Below are 26,248 nucleotides of genomic sequence, written 5' to 3'. Positions count from 1 at the left end.
TGTCCACCGCGACAGGACGGGTAGCCACCCGACACCCGCGTCCCCAGGTTGTCTCACCGCTGATGCTCTCTTTTCGCCGTCGCGCACGGCGGCCCGCCGGCAACGCGCGCGGCCGGGCGCATGCCACCGAAGGAGCCTCCCGCCCATGAAAAAGCTCTGGATTGCCTTCGCCGCCGTCCTCGTCGCCTCGTTCGCAGTGCTGGGCTGGGCGGGCGTGCGCGTCTACCAGCAGGCCCCGCCCATTCCCCAACGCGTGGTGACGACGGATGGACGGCAGTTGCTCGGGCCCGGGGACATCCAGGCCGGGCAGAACGTCTGGCAGGCCATGGGCGGCATGGAGGTGGGCTCCATCTGGGGCCACGGCAGCTACGTCGCCCCGGACTGGACGGCGGACTGGCTGCACCGCGAGGCCCTCTTCGTGCTCGACACCTGGGCCCGGGCCGAGCACGGCGCGCCCTACGCCCAACTGCCCGGCCCCCAGCAGGCCGCCCTGCGCGAGCGCCTCAAGGACCTCATGCGGACGAACACCTACGACGCGGCCACCGGCACGCTCACGTTGGACCCGGTGCGCGCGCGGGCCTTCGAGGCCAACCAGGCGCACCTCACGGACGTCTTCACCCGCGGGCGCGCCGAGTACGCCATCCCCTCCGGCGCGCTCAAGGAGGCCTTCGACCCGCGCCTCCTCTCCGCCTTCGTCTTCTGGACGTCCTGGGCCGCCTCCACCGAGCGGCCCGGTGAGCATGTCAGCTACACGAGCAACTGGCCGCACGAGCCGCTCATCGGCAACGTGCCCAGCGGCGACACGGTGGTGTGGACGGGAGTGAGCATCATCCTCCTGCTCGCGGGCATCGGGGCCATGGCCTTCTGGCACGCCGCGCGCGGCGAAGAGGCGCCGCCAGGCGAGATGCCCGCGCACGACCCGCTGCTCGAGCTGAGGCCCACGCCCTCGCAGCGTGCCGTGGTGAAGTACTTCTGGGTGGTGTCGGGGCTGTTGCTGCTGCAAATCCTGCTGGGCGTCGTGAGCGCGCACTACGGCGTGGAGGGCTCGGGCTTCTACGGCATCCCGCTCGACCAGGTGCTGCCCTACAGCGTGACGCGAACCTGGCACACGCAGCTGGGCATCTTCTGGATTGCCACCGCGTGGCTCGCCGCGGGGCTGTGCATCGGCCCCGCGGTGGGTGGGGAGGAGCCCCGGTTCCAGCGGCTGGGCGTCAACGTGCTCTTCGGCGCGCTGCTGGTGGTGGTGCTCGGCTCGATGGCCGGCCAGTGGCTGAGCGTGATGGGCCGGCTGGGCACGGGCACCTCCTGGTTCTACCTGGGCCACAGCGGCTACGAGTACATCGACCTGGGGCGGCTCTGGCAGGTGGCGCTGCTGGTGGGCCTGTTCCTCTGGCTCATCCTCGTGGTGCGCGCCATCCGCCCGGCGCTGCGGCGCAAGGACGAGCAACGCCCCATCCTCACCCTCTTCCTCATCAGCTCCACGGCCATCGCCAGCTTCTACTTCGCGGCGCTCGGGGCTGGCCGCTCCACCAACCTCGCGGTGGCCGAGTACTGGCGCTGGTGGGTCGTCCACCTGTGGGTGGAGGGCTTCTTCGAGGTCTTCGCCACCGTCGTCATCGCCTTCCTCTTCGTGCGCCTGAAGCTGCTGAGCCTGCGCACCGCGGGCGAGGCCACGGTGCTCTCCGCCACCATCTTCCTGGCGGGCGGCATCATCGGCACGCTGCACCACCTGTACTTCTCCGGCACGCCCACCGTGGTGCTCGCGCTGGGCTCGGTCTTCAGCGCGCTGGAGGTGGTGCCGCTGCTCTTCGTGGGCCACGAGGCCTGGCACAACCTGCGCCTCTCGCGGGCCACGCCCTGGGTGCGCAAGTACCGCTGGCCCATCTACTTCTTCATCTCGGTGGCCTTCTGGAACCTGGTGGGCGCGGGCCTCTTCGGGTTCATGATCAACCCGCCCATCGCGCTCTATTACATGCAGGGCCTCAACACGACGCCCGTGCACGGCCACGCCGCCCTCTTCGGCGTCTACGGCATGCTGGGCATCGGGCTGATGCTCTTCTGCCTGCGCACCATCGACCCGGTGCGGGTGTGGAGCGAGCGCCTGGTGCGCTTCTCATTCTGGGCCATCAACGCGGGCCTCATGGCCATGGTGCTGCTCAGCCTGCTGCCCGTGGGCCTGATGCAGACGTGGGCCTCGGTGGAGCACGGCTACTGGTATGCGCGCAGCGCGGACTTCCTCCAGACGCCCGTGATGAACGTGCTGCGCTGGATGCGCGTGCCGGGAGACACCGTCTTCGCGCTGGGGGCCCTGGCCCTCGTGCTCTTCGTGCTGCAGGAGGGCCGCAGCCGGCCGGTCCGCCGCGCCATGTCCGCCCCGCTGCCCGGCGCGCCAGGCAGCGCCGAGGGCTCCGCGGTGCCCACCGCCCTGCCCATGAGTCAGAAGGAGACCTGAGCAGGCAGGGGCTCTTCCCGGATGGAGGGGCCGGGACTCACGGCCCCAGCCCCTCGCGGATGCGCTCCACCACTTCGTCGGGCGGAGGCGTCACGTCCACCCGGAGCGCGTCATCGGGCACCTCCAGCGTCTGGAGCTGACTGTCCAGCAGCGACGGCGGCATGAAGTGCCCATGGCGCTGGGCCAACCGTCGCGCCAGCACCTCACGCGGCGCCTCCAGGTACACCCACCGCATCCGCGCCGGGTCCACCTCCAGGACCTTGCGGTAGGCCGCCTTCAGCGCGGAGCACGCCACCACCAGGTTGTCCCCCTGCTTCAGGGCCGCGCCAATCAGCCCGGACAGCATCCACAGCCACGGCCACCGGTCCTCGTCCGTCAGCGGCACGCCCGCCGCCATCTTCGCGACGTTGGACTGGGGGTGCAGGTCGTCCGCGTCCACGAAGCGCCAGCCCAGCGACGCCGCCAGCGCGCGGCCCACCGTCGTCTTCCCCGCGCCCGATACCCCCATGACGATGACCACCATTGCGTGCGTCCTCCGGGCACCGTGAAACCGCCGCCCATCATTCGGCCCGAAGCCCCTCGCGCGCCACCCGATTTGACGCCGAATGCCCACCTCATCACGTCCTGGGAATGTCAGACCCGCCAGGTACTCTTCCTTTCGTCGCCGCGAGAGACGCGGCACGGAGGGGGAAGTTCATGGCGGACATCGCGGACGGCGAGCAGGTGGAGCTCCAGGGTTCTGGCTCCAAGCCCTACATCCTCAAGAACACCGGCGGCGTGTACTCGTGCAGCTGCCCCGCGTGGCGCAACCAGTCCATCGCGATTGAGCGGCGCACCTGCAAGCACCTGCGCAAGGTGCGCGGCGACGCGGCAGAGGACGCGCGCACCGGCGGCACCAGCACCGCTCCCGCCGCCAGGCCCGCGCCGAAGGCGAAGAAGACTTCTGACGCGGCGGAGGGAGACGCGTCCGGCGCCGAGGACAAGGCGCCGCCGCTCCTGCTCGCGCACTCGTGGGAGACCGACGTCGACCTCACCGACTGGTGGATGAGCGAGAAGCTCGACGGCGTGCGCGCGTACTGGGACGGCAAGCGCTTCTGGTCGCGCCTGGGCAACGAGTTCTTCGCGCCCGCGTGGTTCACCGCGGGGCTGCCGGACTTCCCGCTCGACGGCGAGCTGTTCGGCGGACGCAAGCGCTTCCAGCGCACGGTGAGCATCGTCCGCCGGCAGGACCGCGGCAACGACTGGAAGGAGCTCTTCTTCGTCGCCTTCGACGCGCCTTCGGTGGACGCGCCCTTCGAGCAGCGGCTGGAGCACTGCCGCAAGTGGATGGAGGACGCGAAGCCCGCATACGCGAAGTGGCACGAGCACCAGCGCTGCAAGGGCACACCGCACCTGCGCGAGGAGCTGGAGCGCGTGGAGGGGCTGGGAGGCGAGGGCCTCATGCTGCGCAAGCCGGGCTCGCGCTACGAGGCGGGGCGCTCACACACGCTGCTGAAGGTGAAGAGCTTCAAGGACGACGAGGCGCGCGTGGTGGGCCACGTGGCCGGCGCGGGCCGTCACAAGGGACGCCTGGGCGCGCTGGAGGTGGAGCTGCGCAACGGCAAGCGCTTCAGCGTGGGCACCGGCCTCTCGGATGCCGAGCGCGAGGCGCCTCCGGCCGTGGGCACCGTCATCACCTTCCGCTACCAGGAGCTGTCCGACGACGGCGTGCCCCGCTTCCCGTCCTACGTGGGCGTGCGCATCGACGCGGCCCCGTTCACCGCGCCCCCGAAGAGCAAGTCCAAGGCCCGCACATAGGTAGAACCCCGAAGGCCCTCGGGTGCCGCTCCCGGTCCGCTGCCAGACGGTGCGCCAGCGCAGTGCACGGTGGCGGAAGGCAGGCAGGTTCAGCGAGCGGCCGCGTGCACGAAGGGGCTGGACGAAACACGCACGCGCCGTCTCCTTGGAATTCGGCACATACAGCAGACGACCTCCGGAGCGGTGTGCGCTAGCGGTCAACGCAATGGCGCGAACCGGCGTCCTCGTACCGGAGGCCATCGTCCCGCGGAAGCGGGTGCGGTCTACAGACCAACGGTGCACATCCCCCGCGCGAACACGGGAGCCTGCCTCCTGGTGTCTGCTTGAGCCGACCATGCACTGCGAGCTCTGTCTGTCAGACCATCCCGAGGACGTGCTGTGCGAGAACGTCCACTGGACGCGGGCGGCTCGCTCCACCCACGAGGTGGAGCCGCCGCCGGTGGACCTCACCGGCCAGACGCTGGGCCACTACCGGTTGATGCGCCGGCTGGGCGCGGGCGGCATGGGCACGGTGTACCTGGCCGAGCAGACGCGCATCGGCGCGCGGGTGGCGGTGAAGGTCCTGCACCCGCACCTCGCCCACGACGAGAGCCTGCGCGCGCGCTTCTACGCGGAGGCGCGCACCGTCAACGTCGTGGGCCATCCGCACATCGTCCACATCTTCGACATCAGCGAGGCGCCGGGCGGCATCCACTACTTCGTCATGGAGTACCTGGAGGGCGTGCCGCTGTCGCACCTGGCGAGGCCGGTGGACGCGGTACAGCTCGTGCCGCTGCTGGCCCAGGCGTGTGACGCGCTGGACGCCGCGCACCGCTGCGGCGTGGTGCACCGCGACTTGAAGCCGGACAACCTCTTCGTGGTGCGGCACGCGACGGCGCCGCCATCGCTGCGCGTGCTGGACTTCGGCGTGGCCAAGGCGCGTAGACCGGACAACGAGGACGTGACGGCGGCGGGCATCGTCCTGGGCACGCCCGCGTACATGGCGCCGGAGCAGTGGGCGGGGCAGCAGGTGGACGGGCGCGCGGACATCTACGCGCTGGCGGTGACGGCGTACTACGTGACCACCGGGCAGCTTCCCTTCGAGCGCGGGCAGATGGCGGAGCTGGCGCTGGCCCCGGGGCCGGTGGGCCCGCCGCCGCCGCACACGCTGGTGCCGTCGATACCGCCCGCGCTGTCGGAGGTGCTGCTGCGCGCGCTGGCGCGCCGGTGCGAGGACCGCTACGCCACCGCGCTGGAGTTCAAGGAGGCGCTGCTCGCCGCGGCCGCGCCGCCCCACCACGCGGTGGAGACGCTGCCCCTGGGCGACACGCCGGTGCCCGCGCCGTCGCTGGCGGGGCTGGACGCGGACAGGCCCGCGCACGCGCCGAGCGACGTCACCCCGCCGCTCACGTGGCTGGCCCGCGTGCACCGCCGCGCGGGCGCGGGCGAGGTGGAGGTGCGCTGCACGGAGCTGAGCAAGGGCGGCCTCTTCCTGTGCTGCGCGGAGCCCTTCCCGCGCCTCTTCACGCGCCTGGAGTTCACCCTGCTCCTGGCCGGAGAGGAGGTGGAGTGCGCGGGCGAGGTGGTGCGCCACGTGGACTCCGTCCAGGCGCGCGCGTGGAGCATGTCCCCCGGCGTGGGCGTGCAGTTCATCAACCCCTCCGCGCGGCTGCGCGAGCTCATCCACCGCGTGAATCCCCACCGCCCGGGCGCCGCGCCGCCAGCTCCACCGGAAGCCCACCTCTGAGCAGCAACTCGGCCCCCCGGGGACAGGGCACGCGCGGCCTCCGTGCGAAATCCAGCACAGTCCCCGCGGGTACACGTTCCCTTCTCGACGGGCACTCGTTTCCAGTGACACGCGAGGCTTCCGGGGAAATCGCACCCCGTTAGCATTTGCCCCTCATGAGTCACGAGGGTGCCCAACAGGGTTGGAGGTCCGTCGGGGCCGCGCGCGTCGTTCGAATGGTGGCCGTGCTGACGCTGCTGGCGGCGAGCGCGTGCCAGGATTCGGCGACGGCGGCGGGGACGGCGTTGTACGTCACCGCGGAGTTCGACCCGGTGCTGCAGCTCACGCAGCTGCGCGTGGCCGGCGCCGTGGAGGCCGACGGCGGCACCATCCGTCCCACGCTGCTGCCGGAGAATCCGGAGCGCCTCCTCCACAGTGGTGAGACGTTCCGCGTGCTGCTGCCGGACGCGCCGGACGGGGCCTGGGCCACGCTGGAGGTGGAGGGGCGGAGCAGCGCCACGCTCGCGGCGACGGGCTCGGCGCGGGTGCAGGTCCGCGAGGGACGCGAGGTGGACGTGACGGTGCGGCTGAGCCCCGTCGTGTCCGAGCCCCCGGACTCCGGCTCCGCCTGCACGCCCGACTGCGAGGGCTGCTGCGTGGAAGGCCAGTGCGTCACCACGAGCTTCACCCGCTGCGGCGCGAATGGCGCGGCGTGCGCGGCGTGCGACCCGGACCGGGCCAGCGCCTGCGCGCCGGAGGGCTACTGCGCGTGCGGCACCGGCGGTGCCTGCACCCGGCCCGAGGTGGACCGGTGCGTGGCCGGTGAGTGCCGGTGCGGCACGGGCCCCGCGTGCGGGCCCAACGAGACGTGCCTCAACGGCCGCTGCTGGTGCGGCGACGGCAATGCCTGCGACGTGGGCCAGGTGTGCCGGAACGGCGAGTGCCGCTGCGGCGACGGCAATGCCTGCGACGTGGGCCAGGCGTGCGTCAACGGCAGGTGCGTGTGCACGCCCGAGTCCTGCGGCAGCGGGTGCTGCTCGAGCAACCGCTGCATGCCGGGCACCGCGCAGAACCAGTGCGGCAGGGGCGGCGCGGCGTGCCAGCAGTGCCGCAAGGAGTGCACCGTGGACCAGACCTGCAAGTAGGAGCGAGGGCGGGCAGTGCCGCGAGGAGCGCACCGCTCCGCGCGGACAGGCGCGAAGCCGCGTGCCACCCGTGCACCGCGGCTCCGCTCATGCGCAGCCGCGCGGCGGCCCGATTCGCCGCCGCGCGCCGCCGATGCAGAGGGCTACTGCCTCGGCAACTCCTGGCCCTCCTGGGGCTTCTCGTAGCCTTCCGGCTTGCCGGAGCCGCCGACGCCGGTGGTCGGCTGGTCACCCCAGCCCGCCTCGAAGTAGGCCTTCCACTTCCACCCGTCGTTGGTCTTGATGAGGAGCCCGGTGCTGCGGCCGTTGCGCTTCTTCCCCTCCATCGTCAGGGTGTAGTCGTCGGAGAAGCTGACGAGCGAGTCCGAGAGCACGGTGATGTCGTAGTTGTGTTTGACGTTCGTGGCCTCGGGCCCCTGCTCCATCATGGGCCGCATCGTCTCCGTGTACTTCTGCTGGTCATACGCCTCCGACTTCGGCACGCCCTTGCTGTCATCGGTGACCATGAAGATGGGGAAGTCGATGCGGGAAACGGACGCCTGGAAGTCGCGCCGCTTCATGATGTCGTCCTCTTCCTTGAGGAACGCCTGCACGTCCTTCTTCGTCTTGGCCTCCTGAGTGGGCTTGCGGGTCCATGGCCCCATCTTGTTCATGTCCATGGGCTGCTGCTGGCCCGCGCCACCGGTGGCGGCAGGCGGGTCCTGCTTCGGCTTGTCCACGGACTGGCCCGAGCCGCCCGTGGCGGGCGGAGCCTCCTGCTGCTCCTCCTGCGCCCACACGGGCGCGGAGAGCACGAGCGAGACGAGACACACCGCGAATCGACGCATCATGGTGACCTCCTTTTCTTCGCGAGGAAGGTGGTGGCGACCCACCTCGCGGCAAGAAAGGCCACCGAGGCCGCCCCCGGCCGGAGGGCGCCCGAGCGCTCGTTACTTCACGGTGAAGGGCCGTGACGCGCCGGAGTAGGGCCGCACGCGCCCATCCCAGCCGGACTTCCAGTTCCCCTCGTGGAGCAGCCGGTACGTACCCGGCGCGGCGTCCGGGGGAATGTCCCACTCCACGGTGACGTGCGAGCACGCCAGCGTGGGCACGCAGCTCTCCCGGCGCCACCGGTAGCGCGTCTCCCAGGCGCTGTCGTCCGCCACGCCGCGCCAGCCTCCCGGCGCCCACTTCTGCACGCGCAGGTAGGTGCCCTCCAGGCGCAAATCATTCTTCGGGTGGCCGCCCCAGAAGGTGACGCTCACCGTGTCGCCCCGCGCGTAGGACGCGCGCGCGTCGGTGACGACGTCGCCGAAGTCCACCCAGAGGAGCTTGTCGTCGAACACCACGCCGGGCTGGAGGCTCGTCTGCACGTAGCGTAGGTCCCGGGGCGTGGGCCCCGGGGACACCGGCTGCCCGTCGCGCAGCGCCCCGGCGAGCGCGGCGAAGCCCTGCTGGAGCGCGGCCAGCGTCCACGGGCCGAAGTGCGTGGAGGCGCCCTCGTAGGACTGGCGCGCGTACTCCTCGCGCGTGGTGACGTAGCCCGCGTAGTCGTTGGCGAGCCCGGCAATCACCACCTCCGTCACCCCCAGGGGCGCGAGCCGCTCCTGCACCGTGCGCCGCAGCCGGCGGCCGGCCATGGTCGTCACTTCGAAGGGCACCGCCACCAGCGCGAGGTTGCCCACGGTGACGATTTGCAGCGGCAGCACGTCCGGAGACCACGGATAGGGGCGCAGGCTGCCCATCTCCAGCACAATCGGCTTCTCCGCCTGGCAGGGCGTGGTGACGACGGCGCAGGTGAACTGGCTCCAGAGGTCGTGGATGGCGGCGCACGTGGCGCCCTCGGTGCCGAAGGCCGGCCCGTCCTCCGCGCCCGCTATCATGGACAGGCCGATGGCCGCGGTGCAGGTGCGGCGCGGCGTGCCGTCCGTGAAGGCCGGTGCCACGTCCACCGAGTCCATCTTCACGTATGCATGCCGGTAGTCCACGCCGCCGGTGAGGGGCGCGTTCGCGGTGGCCCACAGCCGCGCGGCGAAGTCGTACTGGCGGGTGGCGGAAATCTCCGTGTCCTCGAAGTCATTGGCGCCGCCGCCGTCGGTGCCGCCGAGGATGTTGGGCGTGACGTCGCCCTCGTTGGAGTTGGCGAAGGCGGCCACGAAGTTGGCGCCGCCGCCACGGGGCGCTTCGCCGCGCGACTGCTCGAAGAGGTACGAGGCCAGGCCCTTGTTGTCGCCGCTGATGAGCGTGTTGCCGTTGCCCATGGACGTGGCGTGCACGGCGAACCAGTTGATGAGGCCCACCTCGGTGCCGTCCGCGCGGGTGAGACGCAACAGCGTCATCCGCGTGTCCACGTCGGTCGCGTACTGCGCGCGCTCCGCGGCCGGGTTGAGGCGGTAGGCCTCCGGCGAGCGGTTGCGGCTGGCGCCGAGCAAATCCCCCGTGGCCAGCCGCAGGGTGCCCTCGGCGAGGCGGCTGTCGGCGCGGACGATGGAGGTGACGATGCCGGAGACGATGGCGTCGAAGTTCCGCGGCACGTAGCCGAACGTCGTCAGGTTGTAGAGGGTGTGGTGCGAGAAGCCGCCCGGCCCGGAGTGGGTGTGCGTGGCGCTCAGGAGGACGTTGTCATCCGTGTAGCGGTCGCCGAAGCGCGCGCGCAGTTTCTCCAACACCTGGAGCTTCACGCCCTGGAAGACCATGCCCAGGTCGGCGCTGACGAAGGCCACGCGCTTGCCGTTGCACGGCGAGGCGATGACGAAGGCGCGCGAGCGCAGGCGCTGGTGGATGCCGGACGTCTGCTGCTCCACCTTTCCGTAGCCCATCATCCCCACCTCGGCGGCGGGGCCGGTGATGTCGCCGGTGCCGGCGCCGATGAGGAAGCGCTGCTGGCCCGCGCACGCGCCCGTCAGGCCGGCCCCCGTCCCTTCCGGAGGAGACGGGGAGGCGGGGCTGGCGGCCCCGGCCACCGTGGCGAGCACGAGGGCGAGCACCAGCGACAGCCGGACATCGGGGGTGCGCATACGAGCCTCCGGGGCACCTGGGGAGGGTGCCACCACCGCACAAGGTGGTGCCGGCCCCGTCACGCGTGCAGGGCCCCCACGCGTGCGTCGTCAGGAGGACTACAGTCGCCGGACTTCCCCGGCACGGCAAGCGACATGGACGTGCACGCGCCCGTCCTCCCCGGACAAGCGCTCCGGAGGGGAAGCGCCGCTCACACGCCCGGCCGCTTCTCCGGCTCCTTCGGCGGGGCGACATTCAGCGCCACGCGGAAGGTGGTGCCCGCCCCCACCGAGGACTCCACGGAGATGTGGCCGCCCATCGCGTTGACGATGGTGTCGCAGATGGACAGTCCCAGGCCCGTGCCCACGCCCGCGGCCTTGGTGGTGAAGAAGGGGTCGAAGATGCGGCGCAGGTGCTCGGGAGGAATGCCGCTCCCCGTGTCCCGCACCACCACCACCACGCGGCCGCCTTCGTCCAGGTAGGTGACGAGGCGGATTTCGTTCCCCTCGGAGTTGCCCTCCTCAATCGCGTGCGCCGCGTTGATGACGAGGTTGAGGAACACCTGGAACAGCTTGCCCTCGCTGCCCATCACCGGAGGCACGTCGCCGTACTGCTTCACCAGCTTCGCGCGGGCGCGCACCGTGCTGGCCGCCATCTGCGTCACCGAGTCCAGCACCCGGTGCACGTCCACCGCCTCCTCCTTGGTGTCCTCCACGCGGGAGAAGACGCGCAGCTGGCGGACAATCTGCCGCATGCGCTCGGCGCCCTCGCGGGCGTCGTCCATCACCTGGCGGCACTCCACCAATTCGTCGTGGGTGAGCTGCCGCGGGCGCGGGCCCAGCGTGCCGTGGAGGTAGTCCAGGTTGGACAGGACGTAGGCGAGCGGGTTGTTCAGCTCGTGGGCGATACCGGCCGCCAGCAGGCCCATGGAGGCCATGCGGTCGGTGAGCATGAGCTGCGCCTGGGTGCGCTTGCGCTCGGTGAAGTCGCGCGCCACCGTCACCCGCGCGGGCGCGCCATCCACGACGACGGCCAGCGTGACGAGGTCCGCCACCACCACCTCGCCGTCGCGGCGCATCAGCGGCATCTCCACCGCGCGCGCCGAGCGCTGGCCCTCCATCGCCTGCCCCAGGTGGAGCTGCGCCGCGCTCCGGTCCTCCGGCCGCACCAGCTCCAGCACGTGTCGCCCCACCAGCTCCGAGGCGTCGCGGTAGCCCAGGTACTGCACCAGGGCCGGGTTGACGGACAGGAGCACCCCGTCCCCCACGTGCACCATGACGGGGTCCGGGAAGGACTCGATGAGCAGGTGGACGCCGGCCTCGGTGCGCCGCAGCGTCGACTCCGTGCGCACGCGCAGCGCGTTGTCCGTGCGCTGCTCCAGCGCCAGCGACAGGGCGCCGGCCGCGCCGGACAGGAGGTTGACTTCAATCGGGCCCCACGGCCGGGCCTCGCGGCAGTTGTCGAAGCCGATGACGCCGAAGAGCTGCCCGTGCACGCGCAGCGGGATGAGCAGCACGGAGCGCACGCCCTGCGCTTCAATCACCTCGGCCAGGTTTGCGGGGAAGTCCCGGGGCAGGCCCTGGACGGGGTCTCCCCGGAGCAGCCGCGCCGCCTGGTACGGGTGCAGCGCCTCCATCAGCGGGAGGCCGTGCATCTCCGGGTCCTCCAGGTTGGGAGCGACGCCGGGCGCGCACCACTCCGCGCGCTGCGAGCCCAGCAGCGTGCCGTCCGGAGAGCGGTGCATCTCGAAGACGTAGACGCGGCTGGCCAGGGACACGTGGCCCAGCGGCTCCACCACGGCGCCGTAGAGGTCCAGGGGGAGCTGGTGCGGCATCATCCGCCGCTGCACCTCCACCATGGTCTCCAGGTAGCGCTCGCGGGTGGTGATGGCCTGCTCGGCCTGCCGGCGCGAGGTGACGTCCGCCAGCGTGCCCACCACCTCGCCCGGGGAGTCCGGCAGGGCGCGGGCGGAGAGCACCACCCAGCGCAGGCCCCGGCCCTCGGCGGCCTCCATGCGCAGTTCCTCGCGCGGGGCGAAGCTGCGCTGCGAGGAGGCGGCCTCCAGGAGCAGGCGTGCCCGCTCCTGGTCGTCGGGGTGGAAGGCCTCCGCCAGCGGGCGGCCCATCCACTTGGAGACGAGCATGCCGGTGAGGCGCTCCCAGGGCTTGCCCAGCCAGACGAGGCAGCCCTGTGCGTCGAGTTGGAAGGGCACCTCGCGCATCAGCTCGTCGAGCACGCGCACGCGCCGGGCGTCCAGCGAGGCGCTGGGCGGAACGGTGCTCACCGGCGTGCTGACCGGCGTGGCAGGAGACTCCTGGAGCGCGCGCGGCCCACGCTCTCTGGGATACGGCTCGGGAACCGGCCCTGCTGGGGCCTCGTGGGGCCCCGCTTCCCGCTGCTCGTCCGCCAAATCCGGCCTCCTGCGCCCTCGGAGAGGGGCCGATGCTCAGACAGCGCACACGGCTGCCGGGAGCGATTCCAGACCCTGTTCCCCCTCCCGGTGGCGACCTCGAGTCCGAAGCATACGGCCACCGAATGTCTTGAAGTCAATCAAGGCGGAGGGGGTTCACTTTCCGTCGTCGGGCTCCCACCCACCAGGAGCACCCGAGCGAGGGCGCAACCGCCGGTCCCCCATGACACGGGCGGGCACGCCCCCTACGATGGACCAGGCAGGCACGTCCCGGGTAACGACGGCCCCCATGGCCACCACGGCGTGGTCTCCCACGGTGACGCCGTCCGTGATTCCGGCGTTTGCGCCCACCCAGACGTCCGCGCCGATGACGATGCCCCTGGAGGTGACGGGCTGCTCGCGCACGGGCCGGTCCGGCGAGAGCCCGTGGTCGAATGCATACACGGTGGTGCCGGTGGCGATGCGGGAGCCCTCGCCAATGCGGATGCCGGCGGCACCGCCGTCCAGGCTGGCGCGGGCGTTGATGCTGACGCGGGGGCCCAGTGTCACGGGCCCGTGGAGGAAGACGTCCGCGGCGATGCTGCAGCCGGGGCCAATGGACACGGTGCGGCCGGGCTCGGCGAAGATGCGCGCCTCCGGGGCGATGAAGCAGCCCTCGGCGATTTCCACCGTCTCCAATTCACGCAAACGTTGCTGCACTTCCCGCTGCCAGGCCTCCGCCCACTCGCGGTGGCGGGGCTTGAGGGTGAAGTAGAGCCACGGCATCCAGGAGAGCCGGAGCTTGTGCTGCTCGCGGCGGCGTGCGTCCAGGTCCAAATCCACGCTCCCTCCCTAACACGCCCGCGCGGCCCGAGCGCCTCGATGTCCGGCAGACAACCCCTGGAGCATGGCTGGCGCCATGGCTGCACCGCGCGGCGGGCGTGCCCATCCTTTTCCCTCGAGGAGGTCCAGGCAGATGACACATGCCATGCCAAAGCGGGCCTGGGGCTGGGGACGGGCCCACGTCTTCGCGGTGGGCCACTCCACGCGCACGGCGGACGAGCTGGTGGCCATGCTGGAGGCGCACGACGTGCGGGTGCTCGCGGACATCCGCACGGTGCCGCGCTCGCGGACGAATCCACAGTTCAACGTGGACACCCTCGGGCGGACGCTGCGGCGGGTGGACATCCACCACGTGCACCTGCCCCGGCTCGGCGGACTGCGGCGGCCCCGGCCGGACTCGCCCAACACGGCGTGGCGCAACCGCAGCTTCCAGGGGTACGCGGACTACATGCAGACGGAGGAGTTCGCCCGGGGGCTGGAGGAACTGCGCGTGCTGACGCGCGAGGGGCCCGTGGCCCTGATGTGCGCGGAGGCGCTGCGCTGGCGCTGCCACCGCTCGCTGGTGGCGGATGCGCTGTGGGCGCGCGGCGTGGAGGTGCAGCACATCCTGAGCGCCACGCGGACCGAGCCGCACCGGCTCACCGCCTTCGCGAAGGTGCGGGGCACGCAGGTGCTCTACCCCGGCTCACCGGACGAGGCGCGGCTGAAGCCCGCTGGCGAGGAACACGCGGCCGGCCCGAGCCCGTGATGCGTGCGCCGGGCCTGGTTCAACGCGCGGCGGCCCGTGCGAGGCCGTGGCGCGCACTCAGCTCGCGCCGTTCACCGTGAAGTGACAGCGCTCGCGCTCGGCGGCGATGAGCTCCAGGTCCGTCGCCGAGGGCTCCAGGCGCGACACCATGTCGTCCGGCTCCCAGTGGTACGGCTCGCCATTGAGCAGCACGTGGCCGTCCACCACCGCGCGCGTCATCTCCAGCAGCGGGCGTGAGGACAGGTCGCGCACCATGGCCTCGAAGCGCCCCTGCCGCACCGGGTCCACGAAGTGGAAGCGCGTGCGCGCCAGCGCGGCCAGGTGGAACCACATGGGCCGGAAGGCCACGCCCGCCAGCCCCAGGCGCTTCGCCATCAACTGCATCATCTCCGTGGCCTCGCGCGACATGCCGAGCCCCGGCACGTCCTGCCCCGGCAACTGCGGCCGCCGCTCGCTGAAGCGCGCGCGCGGGTGACGGAGGCTGAGCCAGTTGACGAAGAGGAAGGGCTCGCCCGCCACGGGGCGCCGCTCCACCACGCAGTCCACCAGCAGGTGCTCCTGCCCGCCCGAGCGGCCCAGCACCTTGATGCGGTCCCCCGCCCCGGTGGAGCCCACCTCCACGCGCAGCCGGTGGTAGCCCAGCCGCTCCACCTGCGACAGCAGGCCGTAGCGGAACAGCATGTACTCCAGCGACTGCGCCGTGTAGTAGCCGAGCACCCGGGGCTGCAGCACCCCGCCCAACCCCAGCGAGCCCTCCAGGTCCTCCAGCGTCAGCGGCTCTTCCACCTGGGAGCCCTCCTGCGTCAGCAGCCGGGAGATGCGCTGGTAGCGAGCGCTCAGCGGGTCATACCGCGCGGTGATGCGCTTCGAGCCCCTGCCCGTCAGCACCAGCACCGAGCCCGCGAAGACCTTCCACGACTCGGCGTGGTAGCCGCCGCCCGGCAGCCACACGCTGGGCACCCCACGCAGCGCGCGCGCCAGCGCCATGTCCCGGCGCCGCGCCCCGTCCAGCGTCAGCCCCACGCGCCCGAAGCGGTCTCCCTGGAGCACGTCCCCACCCGCGATGACGAAGGCCACGTCCGGCTTCGGCATGCGCGTCAGCAGCCCCTCCAGCAGCGAGAGATAGTCGGTGTCGCTGGTGCCCTCCGGCACGCGCGTCTCGTCCACCTCCAACGGCAGCGCGCCCCAGTCACTGCCGGACAGCGAGCCAATCCACGCGCGCTCCTGTCCCGTCAGGCACTCCGCCGTGCCGTCGGGCGGGTGCGCGTCCAAATCCAGCACCACGGCCTGCCCGTCGAAGCCGTCCGCGTGCAGCGCCGCCAGCGCCACCGCGATGTCGTTGACGGCACAGAAGCCGCCGCCCCGGCCCGGCGCCGCGTGGTGGAAGCCGCCCGCCATGTTCACCACCGGACCGCGCCGAGCCAGCGCCAGCCGCGCCGCGCCGAGCGTCCCGCCGCACACCAGGCGCACGTTGGTCAGCAGCGTGTCCACCGGCACCTCGGACGGGTCCGCGGCGAAGATGCGCGCCAGCGTCTCCGGGCGGCCGAGCGACTCCAGGTACTCCGCGTCGTGCACGCGGGCCATCTCCGCGTAGCTCACCGGCAGCGGACGGTGCACGTCCTCCGGGCGCACCACGCCCTTCTCCAGGAGGTACCACGTGGTGAAGTCCACGCCACGCGGCTCGATTCCCACGGTGGACTCGACGCCGCTGAGCGGCAGCCGGTAGTTCTCGTCGTAGAAGATGGGCACCTTGGAGGTGCTGCCCGGCACCAGGCTCGCGAGCCAATTCCAGACGTTCATGCGCGACACCTCGCGAGGAGCCGGACGGGGAGTGACAGGAGCGGTGGCGGCGGGCGGGGAGCGAGCAAGGCAATGGCAAGCTTCGCGCAGTGAACGCCTTCCTGGGGCGTTTTTCGCTGCCCACCCGGGGCCGGCTTGCATTTCACGGGTCGTGAAGAGTAGTCAGCCGCCCCGGCGGGACCGCCCTGCAGGCGGCCTGCACACCGGGGGGATTCACATGCAGTCGTTCCGTTCGCTCTGTCTGGCCGTCGTGGCGCTGTGCCTGGGGGCGCTGCCCGCACACGCGGCGGACACGTACACGAAGACGCGCTACCCGATTGTCCTGGCGCACGGCATGGCGGGCTTCGACTCGCTGTTCGGCGTGCTGGACTACTTCCACGGCATTCCGTCCACGCTGGCCTCGGGTGGGGCGCGCGTCTACGCGACGCACGTGCCCGCCTTCCAGTCCACGGAGGCACGCGGCGAGGCGCTGCTGGCGCAGGTGGAGGACATCGTCGCGCGCACGGGCTGCGGGAAGGTGAACCTCATCGGCCACAGCCATGGTGGCCTCGACGTGCGCTACGTGGCGGCGGTGCGGCCGGATCTGGTGGCGTCGGTGACGACGGTGGGCTCGCCGCACAAGGGCGCGGACCTGGCGGACTACCTGCGCCGCAACCTCGTGCCGGGCGGCTTCTCGGAGGTCGTGCTGTCCTTCTTCACCAACCGGCTGGGCACGGTGCTGGGGATGCTGTCCGGGTACAGCCGCCCGCAGGACGCGGTGAAGGGGCTGGACTCGCTCACCCGCACGGGGCTGTCTCGCTACAACACCACGTTCCCCTCGGGCATCCCGGCGACGTCGTGCGGCCAGGGCGCGGCCACGGGGAAGAATGGGCAGCGGTACTACTCGTGGTCCGGCACGGGCGTGCTCACCAACCTGCTGGACGTGAGCGACGGTGCGCTGGGCCTGTCCTCGCTCGTCTATGGCGAGTCCAATGACGGCCTCGTGGGCCGGTGCAGCTCGCACTTCGGCACGGTGATTCGCGACAACTACGCGATGAACCACGCGGACGAAATCAACCAGGTGCTCGGCCTCACCAACCTGTTCGAGAGCGACCCGAAGTCCGTGTACCGCGCGCACGCCAACCGGCTGAAGAACGCGGGGCTGTGAGGCCCGGTGCCCGGACCGCACGTCGAGATGAGGGGCTCTCCGTGAAGACACGTCCTGTGACTGTCGTGCTTGTCGTGGGCGCTGCCCTCGGAGTCGGTGTGCTCGGGTGGCTCACTGCCTCGGATGTCGTGCGCGACGAGCCGGTGGCCGCATCCGATGCCATGACTCCAGCGCGGGGCGAGCCGGTGGCCACACCCACTGCCACGGCTCCGGCACGGGACGTGGCGCCCTCCATCGCGGACATCCACGAGGACGCGCCCCTCCCGCCGGCGCCCACGTCGCTTCAGGACACGCAGGAGGACGGCGCGCTCCAGGTGGATGCAGCCGGGCACCTCGTGCTGTCCGCCGACGTGCGCCTGTTCTTCGACTACTACCTCTCCGCCACCGGAGAAGAGCCACCCGAGGTCATCCGCGCGCGCATCGTCGCGGCCCTCCGGGCGAAGCTGCCTCCCCAGGCAGCAGAGGAGGCCGTGCGGCTCCTCGACGACTACCTCGCCTATCGCGAGGCGACGCGCACATCGCAGGTCCCAGAGGGAGGCGCGCCGGACGACCTGGGCAGTCGACTGGAGGCCCTGCGCCGGCTCCGTCGCGAGCACCTGGGCGACGCCGCCGCGGGCACGTTCTTCAGCGCGGACGAGCAGGTGGATGCCGTGGCGCTGGAGCGCATGAAGCTGGAGCAGGACTCCACGCTGTCGAAGGACGAGCGCGAGCGGCGAATCGCCGCGCTGGAGGAGCAGTTCCCGTCCTCGACGAGGGCCCAGCGAGAGGAGGCCCTGCGTCCCCTGCGCCAGCAGGCCGAGGAGCGCGAGTTGCTCGCCACCGGTGCCACGGCGGAGGACCTGCGCCAGTACCGGCTCGCCACCGTCGGTGACGAAGCCACCGGGCGGCTGGAGGCACTGGACCGTCAGCGAGCGGAATGGAAGCAGCGGCTCGAAGCATTCCGAGCGAAGCGGGAGGCCCTGCGACTCTCGGAGCCGGACGTGGCCGCGCGAGAGGCCGCCGTACAGCGGCTCCTCATCGACTCCTTCACACCCGAGGAGCGCCCGCGAGTGGCGGCCGCGGATGCGCTCGACGCGGAGCGGACGAGCCAGCAAGGAGGAACAAGCCCGTAGTCACAGCCCGACACAAGCGCGCGAGAGACAGCACGGCAACACCGGCCCGTGGAAGGCTCACTCCACGGGCTTGTGCGCCTCCGCGCGCAGTGCGGGACTCCGCCGCCGCAGGGCCCGCGCCATGACGGCGCTGAGTAGCGCCCACGCGAGCCCCGCCACCCAGCCTCCGAGGACGTCCGTGGGGTAGTGCACACCCAGATACACGCGCGTCAGCCCGACGATGAACGGCAACAACAGTGACAGGCCCAGGAGGTACGCCTTGAGCCGCCGCCGCTCGGCGAGCTGCGCCAGCAGTCCTCCAAGTGTGAGGTACACGGTGGCCGACAGCATGGCGTGGCCGCTCGGGAAGCTCTGGGTCATGACCTCCGTGAGGTGCGGCACCACCGAGGGACGCGGCCTCGCGAAGAACTGCTTGAGCAGCAGGTTGAGCCCCGCGCCGCCCACTGTCGCCACCAGGACCAGCAGCAGCGTCCGGTAGCGCCGAGCCAGCAGCAGGAAGCCGCACACCATCAGCGTGACGAGGGCGAGCACCGTCACGCCACCGAGCGACGTCACCTCCTCCGCCGACACCGCCAGCCACCACGGGCCGCGAGGCACCGCCGGGTTCTCCGGGCTGCGCAGCGCGCGCAGCACCTTCTCGTCGAAGTCCTGCGTCTCGCCCTCGGACACCTCGTCCGAGAGTGCGATGAACCCCAGCAGGCACGCGCCCAGGAGCAGCAGCATCCCGAGCAGCCGCGTCACCGCCACATCCAGCCCCGACATCCAGTTCAGCCACCTGCGCCACATGTTCGTGACACTACGCGGCCCGGCGTCAGGTGCGACTCCGGAATGAGGAGAATGTCGGCTGCCGCCCAAGGCCCGTCAGTCCGTGAGCACGCCCAGCTCCTCCGCGCCCGCGGCCTTCGCCCCGTCCAGGGCCACCACCAGCCGGCCGTAGCCCGCGCGGTCATCCATCTTGAAGAACACGTGCCGCTGGCCCCGGGGCCGCGCCTCCATCACCTGCTTCAGGCGCGGCACGTAGTCCGCGTCGTCCACCGGCTCGTCATTCAGCGTGAGGCGGCCCTCGGGCGTGAGGCCCACCACCCACTGCTTCACGACAGGCTCGGTGGGCGGATTGGTCGTCGTCTCCTGCTCCGGGAGCTGCACCAGCAGGTCCTTCGTCATCAGCGGCGTGAGGACCATGAAGATGATGAGCAGCACCAGCACCACGTCCACCAGCGGCGTGACGTTGATGTCCGACTGCATGACCGCCTGCGCCTTCACGAAGCTTCGCTTCTGGCTGTGCATGGCGTGCCCCCTCACTGCTGCTCGAGCGACTCGACGCCAAAGGACAGCCGCTCCACCCCGGCGGCCCGCGCCAGGTGGATGACCTTGCGCACGTCCCCGCAGGCGAGGGACTGGTCCGCCTTGAGCAGGACGCGGCGCCCCGGCTGCCGGCGCACCTCGTCCAGGAGCCGAGCCTTGAGCCCGGCTTCATCCGGATAGGCGTCCGATTCGACGAACACCTTGCGGTCCGGCGTCACGGAGAGGACGAGCGGGTCCTTCTGCGCCTCTCCTTCGACGCTGGCCGCCTTGGGCAGCTCCACGGGCTTCCCGCGCTGCATCATCGGCGTCACCACCATGAAGATGATGAGGAGGACCAGCACCACGTCGACGAGCGGGGTGATGTTGATTTCACTCTTGGGGCCACCCTGGCGGCCTCCGGCGGACATTCCCATGCGCGGCTGCTCCTTGCAGGAAGGGACAGCGCCATGGGAGCACGGACGCGGCGGCGCGATGGCGGGCGCCCGGCCAGCATTCCGTCACGGTTGCGTCATGACGGCGGAGCGCTACCCGGTGACGCGGAAGCGGTCCGTCCCCGCGCTGCCGAACGCCGCGCCCGCCACGCAGAAGACGTGGAGGACGATGCCCGGCACGATGAGGAACCAGTAGCCGATGCCCACCATGCAGAACCACACCACCGCGCGAAAGAGCTGCCCCTTGTAGAGCTGCCCCAGGCCCGGAATCACGACGGACAGCACCCCCGCGATGAGGGGGTTGAAGCGGCGCTCGCGGATGACTTCTGTGCTCATGGAGGTCTCCCGTACCTTCCCCTCGCCTATAAGGGAGGCAACGGGCGGCCGAAAATGACGTGCGCGGCCGGACGCTCGGTGCACGAGCGGCGTTGTCTCCCCGCGCCCGGCTGCTATCTACCGGCTCCAGGAGGGAACCCATGGCCATCGCCACCATCGACCCGACGACGGGCAAGACGCTGCGCACCTTCGCCACGCATACCGCCGAGGAGCTGGAGGCGAAGCTCCAGCTCGCCACCGACACGTTCCGCACCTACCGCCATACCTCGTTCGCCGAGCGCGCCACGTGGATGCGCCGCGCCGCGGAGCTGCTGGAGGCCGAGGCCCCCCGCTACGGCCGCATCATGACGGAGGAGATGGGCAAGCCGCTGGAGGCCGCCAAGGCCGAGGCCCGCAAGTGCGCCAGCGCCTGCCGCTACTACGTGTCCCGGGCGGAGGGGCTGCTGAGGGACCAGCCGATTGAAGTGGGCGGCGACAGGGCCTTCGTGCGCTTCCAGCCGCTGGGGCCGGTGCTGGCCATCATGCCGTGGAACTTCCCCTTCTGGCAGGTGGTGCGCTTCGCCGCGCCGGCGCTGATGGCGGGCAACGTGGGCCTGCTCAAGCACGCGCACAACGTGCCGCAGTGCGCGCTGGCGCTGGAGGAGTTGTTCCTCCAGGCGGGCTTCCCCAAGGGCGCGTTCCAGGCGCTGATGATTGAGACGTCGGAGGTGAATCGCGTCATCGAGGACCCGCGGGTGAAGGCGGTGACGCTGACGGGCAGCGAGGGCGCGGGCCGGGCGGTGGGCGCGGCGGCGGGCAAGGCCATCAAGAAGGTGGTGCTGGAGCTGGGCGGGAGCGACCCGTTCATCGTCATGCCGAGCGCGGACCTGGACAAGGCGGTGGAGACGGCGGTGACGGCGCGGCTCATCAACAACGGCCAGTCGTGCATCGCGGCCAAGCGCTTCATCGTCGCGGAGGCCATCGCCGCGGACTTCGAGCGGCGCTTCGTGGAGCGCATGAAGCGCGTGACGGTGGGAGACCCCATGGACCCGAAGACGGACCTGGGGCCGCTGGCCACCGAGGGCATCCTCAAGGGGCTGGCCGCGCAGGTGGAGGAGAGCGTGAAGGCCGGCACGCGGCTGCTGCTGGGCGGCAAGCCGCTGGAGCGTCCGGGCCACTTCTACCCGGCCACCGTGCTGGCGGACCCGCCGCCGCACGCGCCCGCCTTCCACGACGAGCTGTTCGGCCCGGTGGCCACGCTGCTGCGGGCGCGCGACGTGGACCATGCGATTGAGCTCGCCAACGCGACGCCCTTCGGCCTGGGCGCCAGCGTGTGGACGCGCGACGAGAAGGAGCAGCAGCGCTTCATCGACGGCGTCGAGTCCGGGATGGTGTTCGTCAACGAGATGGTGGCCTCGGACCCGAGGCTGCCGTTCGGCGGGGTGAAGCACTCCGGCCACGGGCGCGAGCTGGCGGACCTGGGCATCCGCGAGTTCGTCAACGCGAAGACGGTGCGAGTCGCGGCGGGCACGCCGCAGCCGCCCGCTCCGAAGCACGCGGTCAGCGAGTAGCGCACCAGGCAGTCCCGCGCCCCGGCGCGGGCCCTGCGCACCTTCCGAGCCGGCCCTACCCGCGGGCGCGAGGCACCGCCTACCGCGTCCGCACCCGGCCGTCGTGGGGGCGGTGCACCTCTTCCAGCGCCTGCGTCACCGCCTCCACCTCCGAGCCGAGCTGCTCCACGCTCTGCCGCAGCCCCGCGCCGCCTACGTCCTCGCCGGCCGCGTCCGCCGAGCGCACCCGCAGCACCTGCGCGTAGAGCCCCTCCAGCGTGTAGTAGAGGCGCATGTGCTCGGCCTCCAGCCGGTTGGCCGCCGTCGTCAGCTCCGCGCGCTGGCGCCGCTGCTCGTCCAGCGCGGCCAGCGCCCCGGACAGCCGCTCGCGCACCACCGAGTCCTGCTCCGAGGACACGCGCGCGGCCAGCGCCTCGCGCTCGGACTCCAGCCGCTTCGACTCCTCGGGCGTCGACAGCGCCCGCAGCTCGCGCTCCCGGCGCGCCAGCTCGTGGCAGCCCTTCTGCAGCGCCTCCACCGTACGCTCCGGCGCGTGCACCACCTCGCGCAACACCGCCGGGCCTCCGCGCAGCTCCTCCAGTAACTTGGAGCACAAGGCATCCACCTTCGCCACGCGCGGGTCCACCGCCGCATCTCCAGAAGCCGTCACTCCGCTCCCAGGAGCCCGCGCCGACACCTCCACGGCCTCGCCCCGAGGGAGCTGCTGGCCGGAGCGCTCCGCGCCCTCGCCCAGCGTCTCCTGCCCCTCCACCGCGTCGCGCAGGGCGTCCTGCCGGGGCCGCCCCAGGTGCTTCGCGGCCGACGTGAAGAACGACAGGGCGATGAAGATGAGCCACCACAGCTGCGCCGGCCGCGACATGGCAATCATCACGAAGACCACGGCCATGGCCGCGTAGATGCCCCCGCGCACCGGGTCTCTCGTGCGGGCCAGCCGGGCCTCCTTCTCCGCCCGGCGCGTCTCACGCTGGGCCTCGCGCCGCCACTTCTTCTCCCACTTGCGGCGCACCTTCCGGGACGGCATCTGCCCCGTGCGGCGCACCCACTCCTCCACCCAGGCGTCCTCCCTCGCGCGGCCCTCGGCCAGGGCAGCCTCCAGCCGGCGCAGGCGCTCGTCCTGGGTCCGCGGAGACGTAGGGGGAGGTGGCGGGTCCGATGCAGTGGTCACGAGGTGACGATAACGACTTGCCCCGTGTTGGGGGAGGCGAAGCGGCCCCTCCGCTACCCGCCCCACAGCCAGGCCTCTCCGGGTCGAGAGGGGTGTCTTAAAAATCGGAAATGCTCAATCGTTTGCTTTCGCACTCGAAAAGCATGAAAGAGAAGGCGGCGGGCCGGGGGGACGTAAGGGGACAAGCGTCGTGAGCATGGAGGAGAAGGAGGAGCCCCGCGGGTTGGGCCCCGACGTCATCCGCGCGCTGCGCGGGGAGCAGAGCCGGGCGTCGTTCGCCCGCCTGCTGGGCGTCACCCCTCTCACCGTCTACCGTTGGGAGCTGCCGGACGAGGCCCCCCAGGCGCGCCGCCCGCGCGGCCGGGTGGCCCAGGCGCTCCGCAACCTGCTCGACGGCGGCACCACCCCGGCCTCCCGCGCCATTCTCTCCCAGCGCCAGGAGCTGCGCCCCGAGGAGTCCTCACGCCTCCAGCCCTGCCTCGCCCACCTGAAGCGGGCGGAGTGGCGGGCGGCGGAGGAGGAGCTGCTCGCCCTGCTGGCCTCGGGCGTGCTGCGCACGCCGGGCGCCCGCGCGCAGGCGGCGGTGGCGCTCGCCTACCTGCAACGCTGGGGGCGAGGAGACGCGCGGAGCGCCTTCACCACCCTGCTGCCCCACCTGGACGAGGCCTCCGCGGGCGTCCTGCCGGAGGACGTGGAGCTCCAGGTGCACGCCCTGGCGGCCCATCTCTACGCCTCGCCGGACGGCAAGCTGTTCGACGTGGCCCGCATGGACGCGCACATCGCCCGGGCGGAGGCCCTGCTCGTCACGCGCGATGACGTGGAGGTCCGCTGCCACCTGCGCATCGCCGAGCTGGCCACCGCCTTCTACCTGGGCGAGGCGGAGCGGGTGGCACGCTGCACGGGACGGCTCGCGCCGCTGCTGCCCTCGGTGACGGACCCGGTGCTGCGTCTCATCGTGGAGGACGCGCTCGCGCACGAGGCCACCATCCGCGGCGAAGCCGCGCAGGCCACGCGCCGCTTCCGCGAGGTGGCCGAGGGCGCGGCGCGGATGGGCTACACCTACCTGGAGGCCCGCAACCTCGCCTTCCTCGCGCAGCGCCGCCTGGAGGAGGCATGCGAGCCGGCGGAGGCGCTCCAGTTGGTGCGCCGCGCGCGCGAGGCCGCGTACGGCGGGCGCATGGTGCGCGGCTTCTCCTTCATCTTCGCCGCGCGCGCGGAGGCCGAGGCCCTGCTGCGCCTGACGCGCTTCGCGGAGGCCGAGGCCGTGCTGGACGAGGCGGACGCGGTGGTGGAGGAGCTGAGCTGGACGCCCATCCACCTCACGGTGCCGCGGGTGATGGTGGGGCTCATCACCGGCCGCTACGCGGAGCTGCGCCGGTACGCCGCGCGGCTCGCCGCCTATGACGGCCCCATCCAGCGCAAGCTCACCGGCGCCTACGCCACCTTCGCGGTCGCCATGGCGGACCTCGCCGAGGGCCATCCCCAGCGCGCCGCCGACCGCCTCGCCGAGACGAGCACACGCGTGACGGAGCTGGGCGGCTGGCCCTTCCTGCGCCGCGAGTGCCTCGTCTACGAGACGGGCGCCCGCGCCTTCGCGGGCCAGCTCCCGGAGTGCCGCGTCCTCCTGCGCCGCGCCCGCGTCTTCCTGGAGCGGATGCCGTCCGCCGGCCACTCGGCCGTCCTCAACCGCTTCGAGGGCATGCTGCTCGCCCTGGAGGGCCGCCCGCGCGAGGCCCGCGAGCAGATGGAGGCGGCGGTGGGCACCTTCCGCCTCGCGGGCGACGTGTCCATGGCCCTCTTCACCCGCCACCTCCTGGCGCTGGTGGCGAAGCTGGAGGGAGACCCCGCCGCGGAGGAGATGCTGGCGGCCAGCGAGGCGGAATTGCGCCGCGCGGGCATGGCCATTCCGCAGGACTTCACCCGCGCCGTGACACGTCCGTTGCACGCCATGGCCACACCCGCGGGGCCCACGCGGCTGGGCGCGGAGGCGCTGGTGGTGCCCTTCGAGCGGCTGTCCGTGCGCGGCATGGGCACGTCCCTCCTCCAGCGCGAATTGCTCGGCGTGGTGGAGGGGCTCTTCCCCGGCAGCCAGCCCCGGCTGGAGGAGCTGGACTCGCAGGGCCAGGCCACGCTGCTCGCCGGCTCCGCGTCGGTGCCGATGACGGACGAGGTGGAGTTCGGCGACGGGTGCGGCCGGCGGCTGCGCCTGGGCGTGGCGGGCCCGCTGCCGGCGGACGGCCGTGCGCTGCTCACCGCGCTGTCCCGCCTGAGCGGCTTCGCCCTGGAAGTGGCCGCGCTGCGCGGCTTCGCCGAGGTGGAGGCCCCCACGCCCAACGTGGGCGACGTGGAGTCCGAGCGCGACGCGGAGCTGCCCGGCTTCATCGCCGCGTCCCCCGCCATGAAGCGGCTGCGCGCGGAGCTGGCGCGCCTGTCCTCCAGCCGCGCCACCGTCATCGTCACCGGCGAGTCCGGCTCCGGAAAGGAGCTGGTGGCCCGCGCGATTCATACGCTGTCCACGCGCTCGCAGCGGCCCTACGTGGCCTTCAACTGCGCCGCCGTCCCCCGGGAGCTCTTCGAGGGGCAGCTCTTCGGCTACCGGCGCGGCGCGTACACCGGCGCGACGACGGACCACCCGGGCGTCATCCGCGCCGCGCACGGCGGCACCCTCTTCCTCGACGAGATTGGCGAGCTGCCTCTGGAGGTGCAGCCCAAGTTGCTGCGCTTCCTGGAGAATGGCGAGGTCTTCCCCCTCGGCGAGATGCGCCCGGTGGAGGTGGACGTGCGGGTGGTGACGGCCACGCACCGCGATTTGGGCCAGCTCGTGCGCGAGGGCCGCTTCCGCGAGGACCTCTACTACCGGCTCCAGGTGGTACCCATCCGCGTCCCCCCGCTGCGCGAGCGGCGCGAGGACGTGGTGGCGCTGGCGAAGCACTTCGTTCGGATGCTGACGCCGGAGGGGCAGGAGCCGCCGCAGCTCGGGCCGGACGCGCTGGCCGCGCTGGCGGCACACCCATGGCCCGGCAACGTGCGCGAGTTGCGCAACGTGATTGAACGGTCCATGGCCTACGGACCCCTGCCAGCGGTGCTGGGAGCCGAGCAGATGCGCATCGCGGGCTGAGGGCAGAGGAGAAGACCCCAACCCGCGATGCGCTCCGCCCTGTTTCCCCACACCCCTGTGGGAACTGGGTTCAGAGGTCGCACTCCGGGCCGAGGAGGGGGGAAACCCCGACCCGGAGCGCCTTGCTGCTGATGCCTCTGAAAGAACACACCCGCGGGACGGAGAGGGGGGAACTCCGGCCCGGGGTGCCGGGGCCACCGAAGCGGCCACCATTTGATGGTTCGTGCGT

20 protein-coding genes are annotated in these 26,248 nt (G+C 71.9%); 9 read left to right on the top strand and 11 right to left on the bottom strand.

The window, feature by feature from the left end; all coding sequences use genetic code 11:
• Positions 1-145 precede the first annotated feature (145 nt).
• Complete coding sequence (locus ACVTJA_RS04860; RefSeq protein ID WP_465834186.1) at positions 146-2,452, top strand: nitric-oxide reductase large subunit; 2,307 nt, start codon at positions 146-148, stop codon at positions 2,450-2,452.
• A 37-nt stretch (positions 2,453-2,489) separates the two neighbouring features.
• Here the strand turns inward: ACVTJA_RS04860 and ACVTJA_RS04855 are convergent, their stop codons facing one another.
• Positions 2,490-2,975, bottom strand: a complete 486-nt coding sequence (locus ACVTJA_RS04855; protein ID WP_465834184.1) for a gluconokinase — start codon at positions 2,973-2,975, stop codon at positions 2,490-2,492.
• Between the two features lie 173 nt (positions 2,976-3,148).
• On the opposite strand from ACVTJA_RS04855, the gene ACVTJA_RS04850 reads away from it, so the two are divergent.
• The 3 genes from ACVTJA_RS04850 to ACVTJA_RS04840 all read left to right on the top strand — a co-directional run bounded on the left by ACVTJA_RS04850 (position 3,149) and on the right by ACVTJA_RS04840 (position 7,099).
• A complete protein-coding gene (locus ACVTJA_RS04850; RefSeq protein WP_465834182.1) occupies positions 3,149-4,249 on the top strand; it encodes a DNA ligase in 1,101 nt (366 codons plus the stop codon).
• A gap of 334 nt (positions 4,250-4,583) precedes the next feature.
• Positions 4,584-5,975 carry a serine/threonine-protein kinase gene (locus tag ACVTJA_RS04845; RefSeq protein WP_465834180.1) on the top strand — a complete coding sequence of 464 codons (1,392 nt, stop codon included), beginning with the start codon at positions 4,584-4,586 and terminating at the stop codon, positions 5,973-5,975.
• 215 nt (positions 5,976-6,190) lie between these two features.
• On the top strand, positions 6,191-7,099 hold the full coding sequence (locus tag ACVTJA_RS04840; protein WP_465834178.1) for a hypothetical protein: 909 nt from the start codon (positions 6,191-6,193) through the stop codon (positions 7,097-7,099).
• Between the two features lie 143 nt (positions 7,100-7,242).
• Here ACVTJA_RS04840 and ACVTJA_RS04835 read toward each other — a convergent pair whose 3' ends face one another.
• From ACVTJA_RS04835 to ACVTJA_RS04820, 4 genes are all read right to left on the bottom strand, one after another.
• The gene (locus ACVTJA_RS04835) at positions 7,243-7,929 is read right to left on the bottom strand and encodes a nuclear transport factor 2 family protein (protein ID WP_465834176.1); all 687 of its coding nucleotides are present in this window, start codon (positions 7,927-7,929) and stop codon (positions 7,243-7,245) included.
• A gap of 99 nt (positions 7,930-8,028) precedes the next feature.
• On the bottom strand, positions 8,029-10,095 hold the full coding sequence (locus ACVTJA_RS04830) for a neutral/alkaline ceramidase (RefSeq protein ID WP_465834174.1): 2,067 nt from the start codon (positions 10,093-10,095) through the stop codon (positions 8,029-8,031).
• Positions 10,096-10,286: 191 nt separating this feature from the next.
• Positions 10,287-12,485: an ATP-binding protein gene (locus tag ACVTJA_RS04825; protein WP_465834173.1), complete on the bottom strand. Its 2,199-nt coding sequence runs from the start codon at positions 12,483-12,485 to the stop codon at positions 10,287-10,289.
• A gap of 156 nt (positions 12,486-12,641) precedes the next feature.
• Positions 12,642-13,301 carry a DapH/DapD/GlmU-related protein gene (locus ACVTJA_RS04820; RefSeq protein WP_465840312.1) on the bottom strand — a complete coding sequence of 220 codons (660 nt, stop codon included), beginning with the start codon at positions 13,299-13,301 and terminating at the stop codon, positions 12,642-12,644.
• Positions 13,302-13,452: 151 nt separating this feature from the next.
• Here ACVTJA_RS04820 and ACVTJA_RS04815 point away from each other — a divergent pair, with 151 nt between their 5' ends.
• On the top strand, positions 13,453-14,055 hold the full coding sequence (locus tag ACVTJA_RS04815; protein WP_465834172.1) for a DUF488 domain-containing protein: 603 nt from the start codon (positions 13,453-13,455) through the stop codon (positions 14,053-14,055).
• Between the two features lie 57 nt (positions 14,056-14,112).
• On the opposite strand, the gene ACVTJA_RS04810 is transcribed toward ACVTJA_RS04815, so the two are convergent.
• Positions 14,113-15,855, bottom strand: a complete 1,743-nt coding sequence (locus tag ACVTJA_RS04810; protein ID WP_465834170.1) for a histone deacetylase family protein — start codon at positions 15,853-15,855, stop codon at positions 14,113-14,115.
• 217 nt (positions 15,856-16,072) lie between these two features.
• Here ACVTJA_RS04810 and ACVTJA_RS04805 point away from each other — a divergent pair, with 217 nt between their 5' ends.
• Both ACVTJA_RS04805 and ACVTJA_RS04800 read left to right on the top strand, forming a co-directional pair.
• Complete coding sequence (locus tag ACVTJA_RS04805) at positions 16,073-17,002, top strand: alpha/beta fold hydrolase (RefSeq protein ID WP_465834168.1); 930 nt, start codon at positions 16,073-16,075, stop codon at positions 17,000-17,002.
• Between the two features lie 41 nt (positions 17,003-17,043).
• Complete coding sequence (locus tag ACVTJA_RS04800) at positions 17,044-18,114, top strand: lipase secretion chaperone (RefSeq protein ID WP_465834166.1); 1,071 nt, start codon at positions 17,044-17,046, stop codon at positions 18,112-18,114.
• Between the two features lie 57 nt (positions 18,115-18,171).
• Here the strand turns inward: ACVTJA_RS04800 and ACVTJA_RS04795 are convergent, their stop codons facing one another.
• From ACVTJA_RS04795 to ACVTJA_RS04780, 4 genes are all read right to left on the bottom strand, one after another.
• Positions 18,172-18,876, bottom strand: a complete 705-nt coding sequence (locus ACVTJA_RS04795; RefSeq protein WP_465834165.1) for a phosphatase PAP2 family protein — start codon at positions 18,874-18,876, stop codon at positions 18,172-18,174.
• Positions 18,877-18,975: 99 nt separating this feature from the next.
• A complete protein-coding gene (locus ACVTJA_RS04790) occupies positions 18,976-19,401 on the bottom strand; it encodes an ExbD/TolR family protein (protein ID WP_465834163.1) in 426 nt (141 codons plus the stop codon).
• Positions 19,402-19,412: 11 nt separating this feature from the next.
• Positions 19,413-19,832 (bottom strand): ExbD/TolR family protein, encoded by a 420-nt coding sequence (locus ACVTJA_RS04785; protein WP_465834161.1) that lies wholly within the window; start codon positions 19,830-19,832, stop codon positions 19,413-19,415.
• Positions 19,833-19,943: 111 nt separating this feature from the next.
• A complete protein-coding gene (locus ACVTJA_RS04780) occupies positions 19,944-20,186 on the bottom strand; it encodes a hypothetical protein (RefSeq protein ID WP_465834160.1) in 243 nt (80 codons plus the stop codon).
• 140 nt (positions 20,187-20,326) lie between these two features.
• Between ACVTJA_RS04780 and ACVTJA_RS04775 the strand changes: the two genes are divergently transcribed.
• Positions 20,327-21,736, top strand: a complete 1,410-nt coding sequence (locus tag ACVTJA_RS04775) for an NAD-dependent succinate-semialdehyde dehydrogenase (RefSeq protein ID WP_465834158.1) — start codon at positions 20,327-20,329, stop codon at positions 21,734-21,736.
• A 79-nt stretch (positions 21,737-21,815) separates the two neighbouring features.
• Here the strand turns inward: ACVTJA_RS04775 and ACVTJA_RS04770 are convergent, their stop codons facing one another.
• Positions 21,816-22,901 (bottom strand): hypothetical protein, encoded by a 1,086-nt coding sequence (locus ACVTJA_RS04770; protein ID WP_465834157.1) that lies wholly within the window; start codon positions 22,899-22,901, stop codon positions 21,816-21,818.
• 196 nt (positions 22,902-23,097) lie between these two features.
• Here ACVTJA_RS04770 and ACVTJA_RS04765 point away from each other — a divergent pair, with 196 nt between their 5' ends.
• Positions 23,098-26,019, top strand: a complete 2,922-nt coding sequence (locus ACVTJA_RS04765; RefSeq protein WP_465840311.1) for a sigma 54-interacting transcriptional regulator — start codon at positions 23,098-23,100, stop codon at positions 26,017-26,019.
• Positions 26,020-26,248: the final 229 nt, after the last annotated feature.

This window comes from Pyxidicoccus sp. M6, from assembly GCF_055568925.1.
Note: the sequence above shows the minus strand (reverse complement) of the source record. Positions and strands in the feature narration are given on the sequence as shown.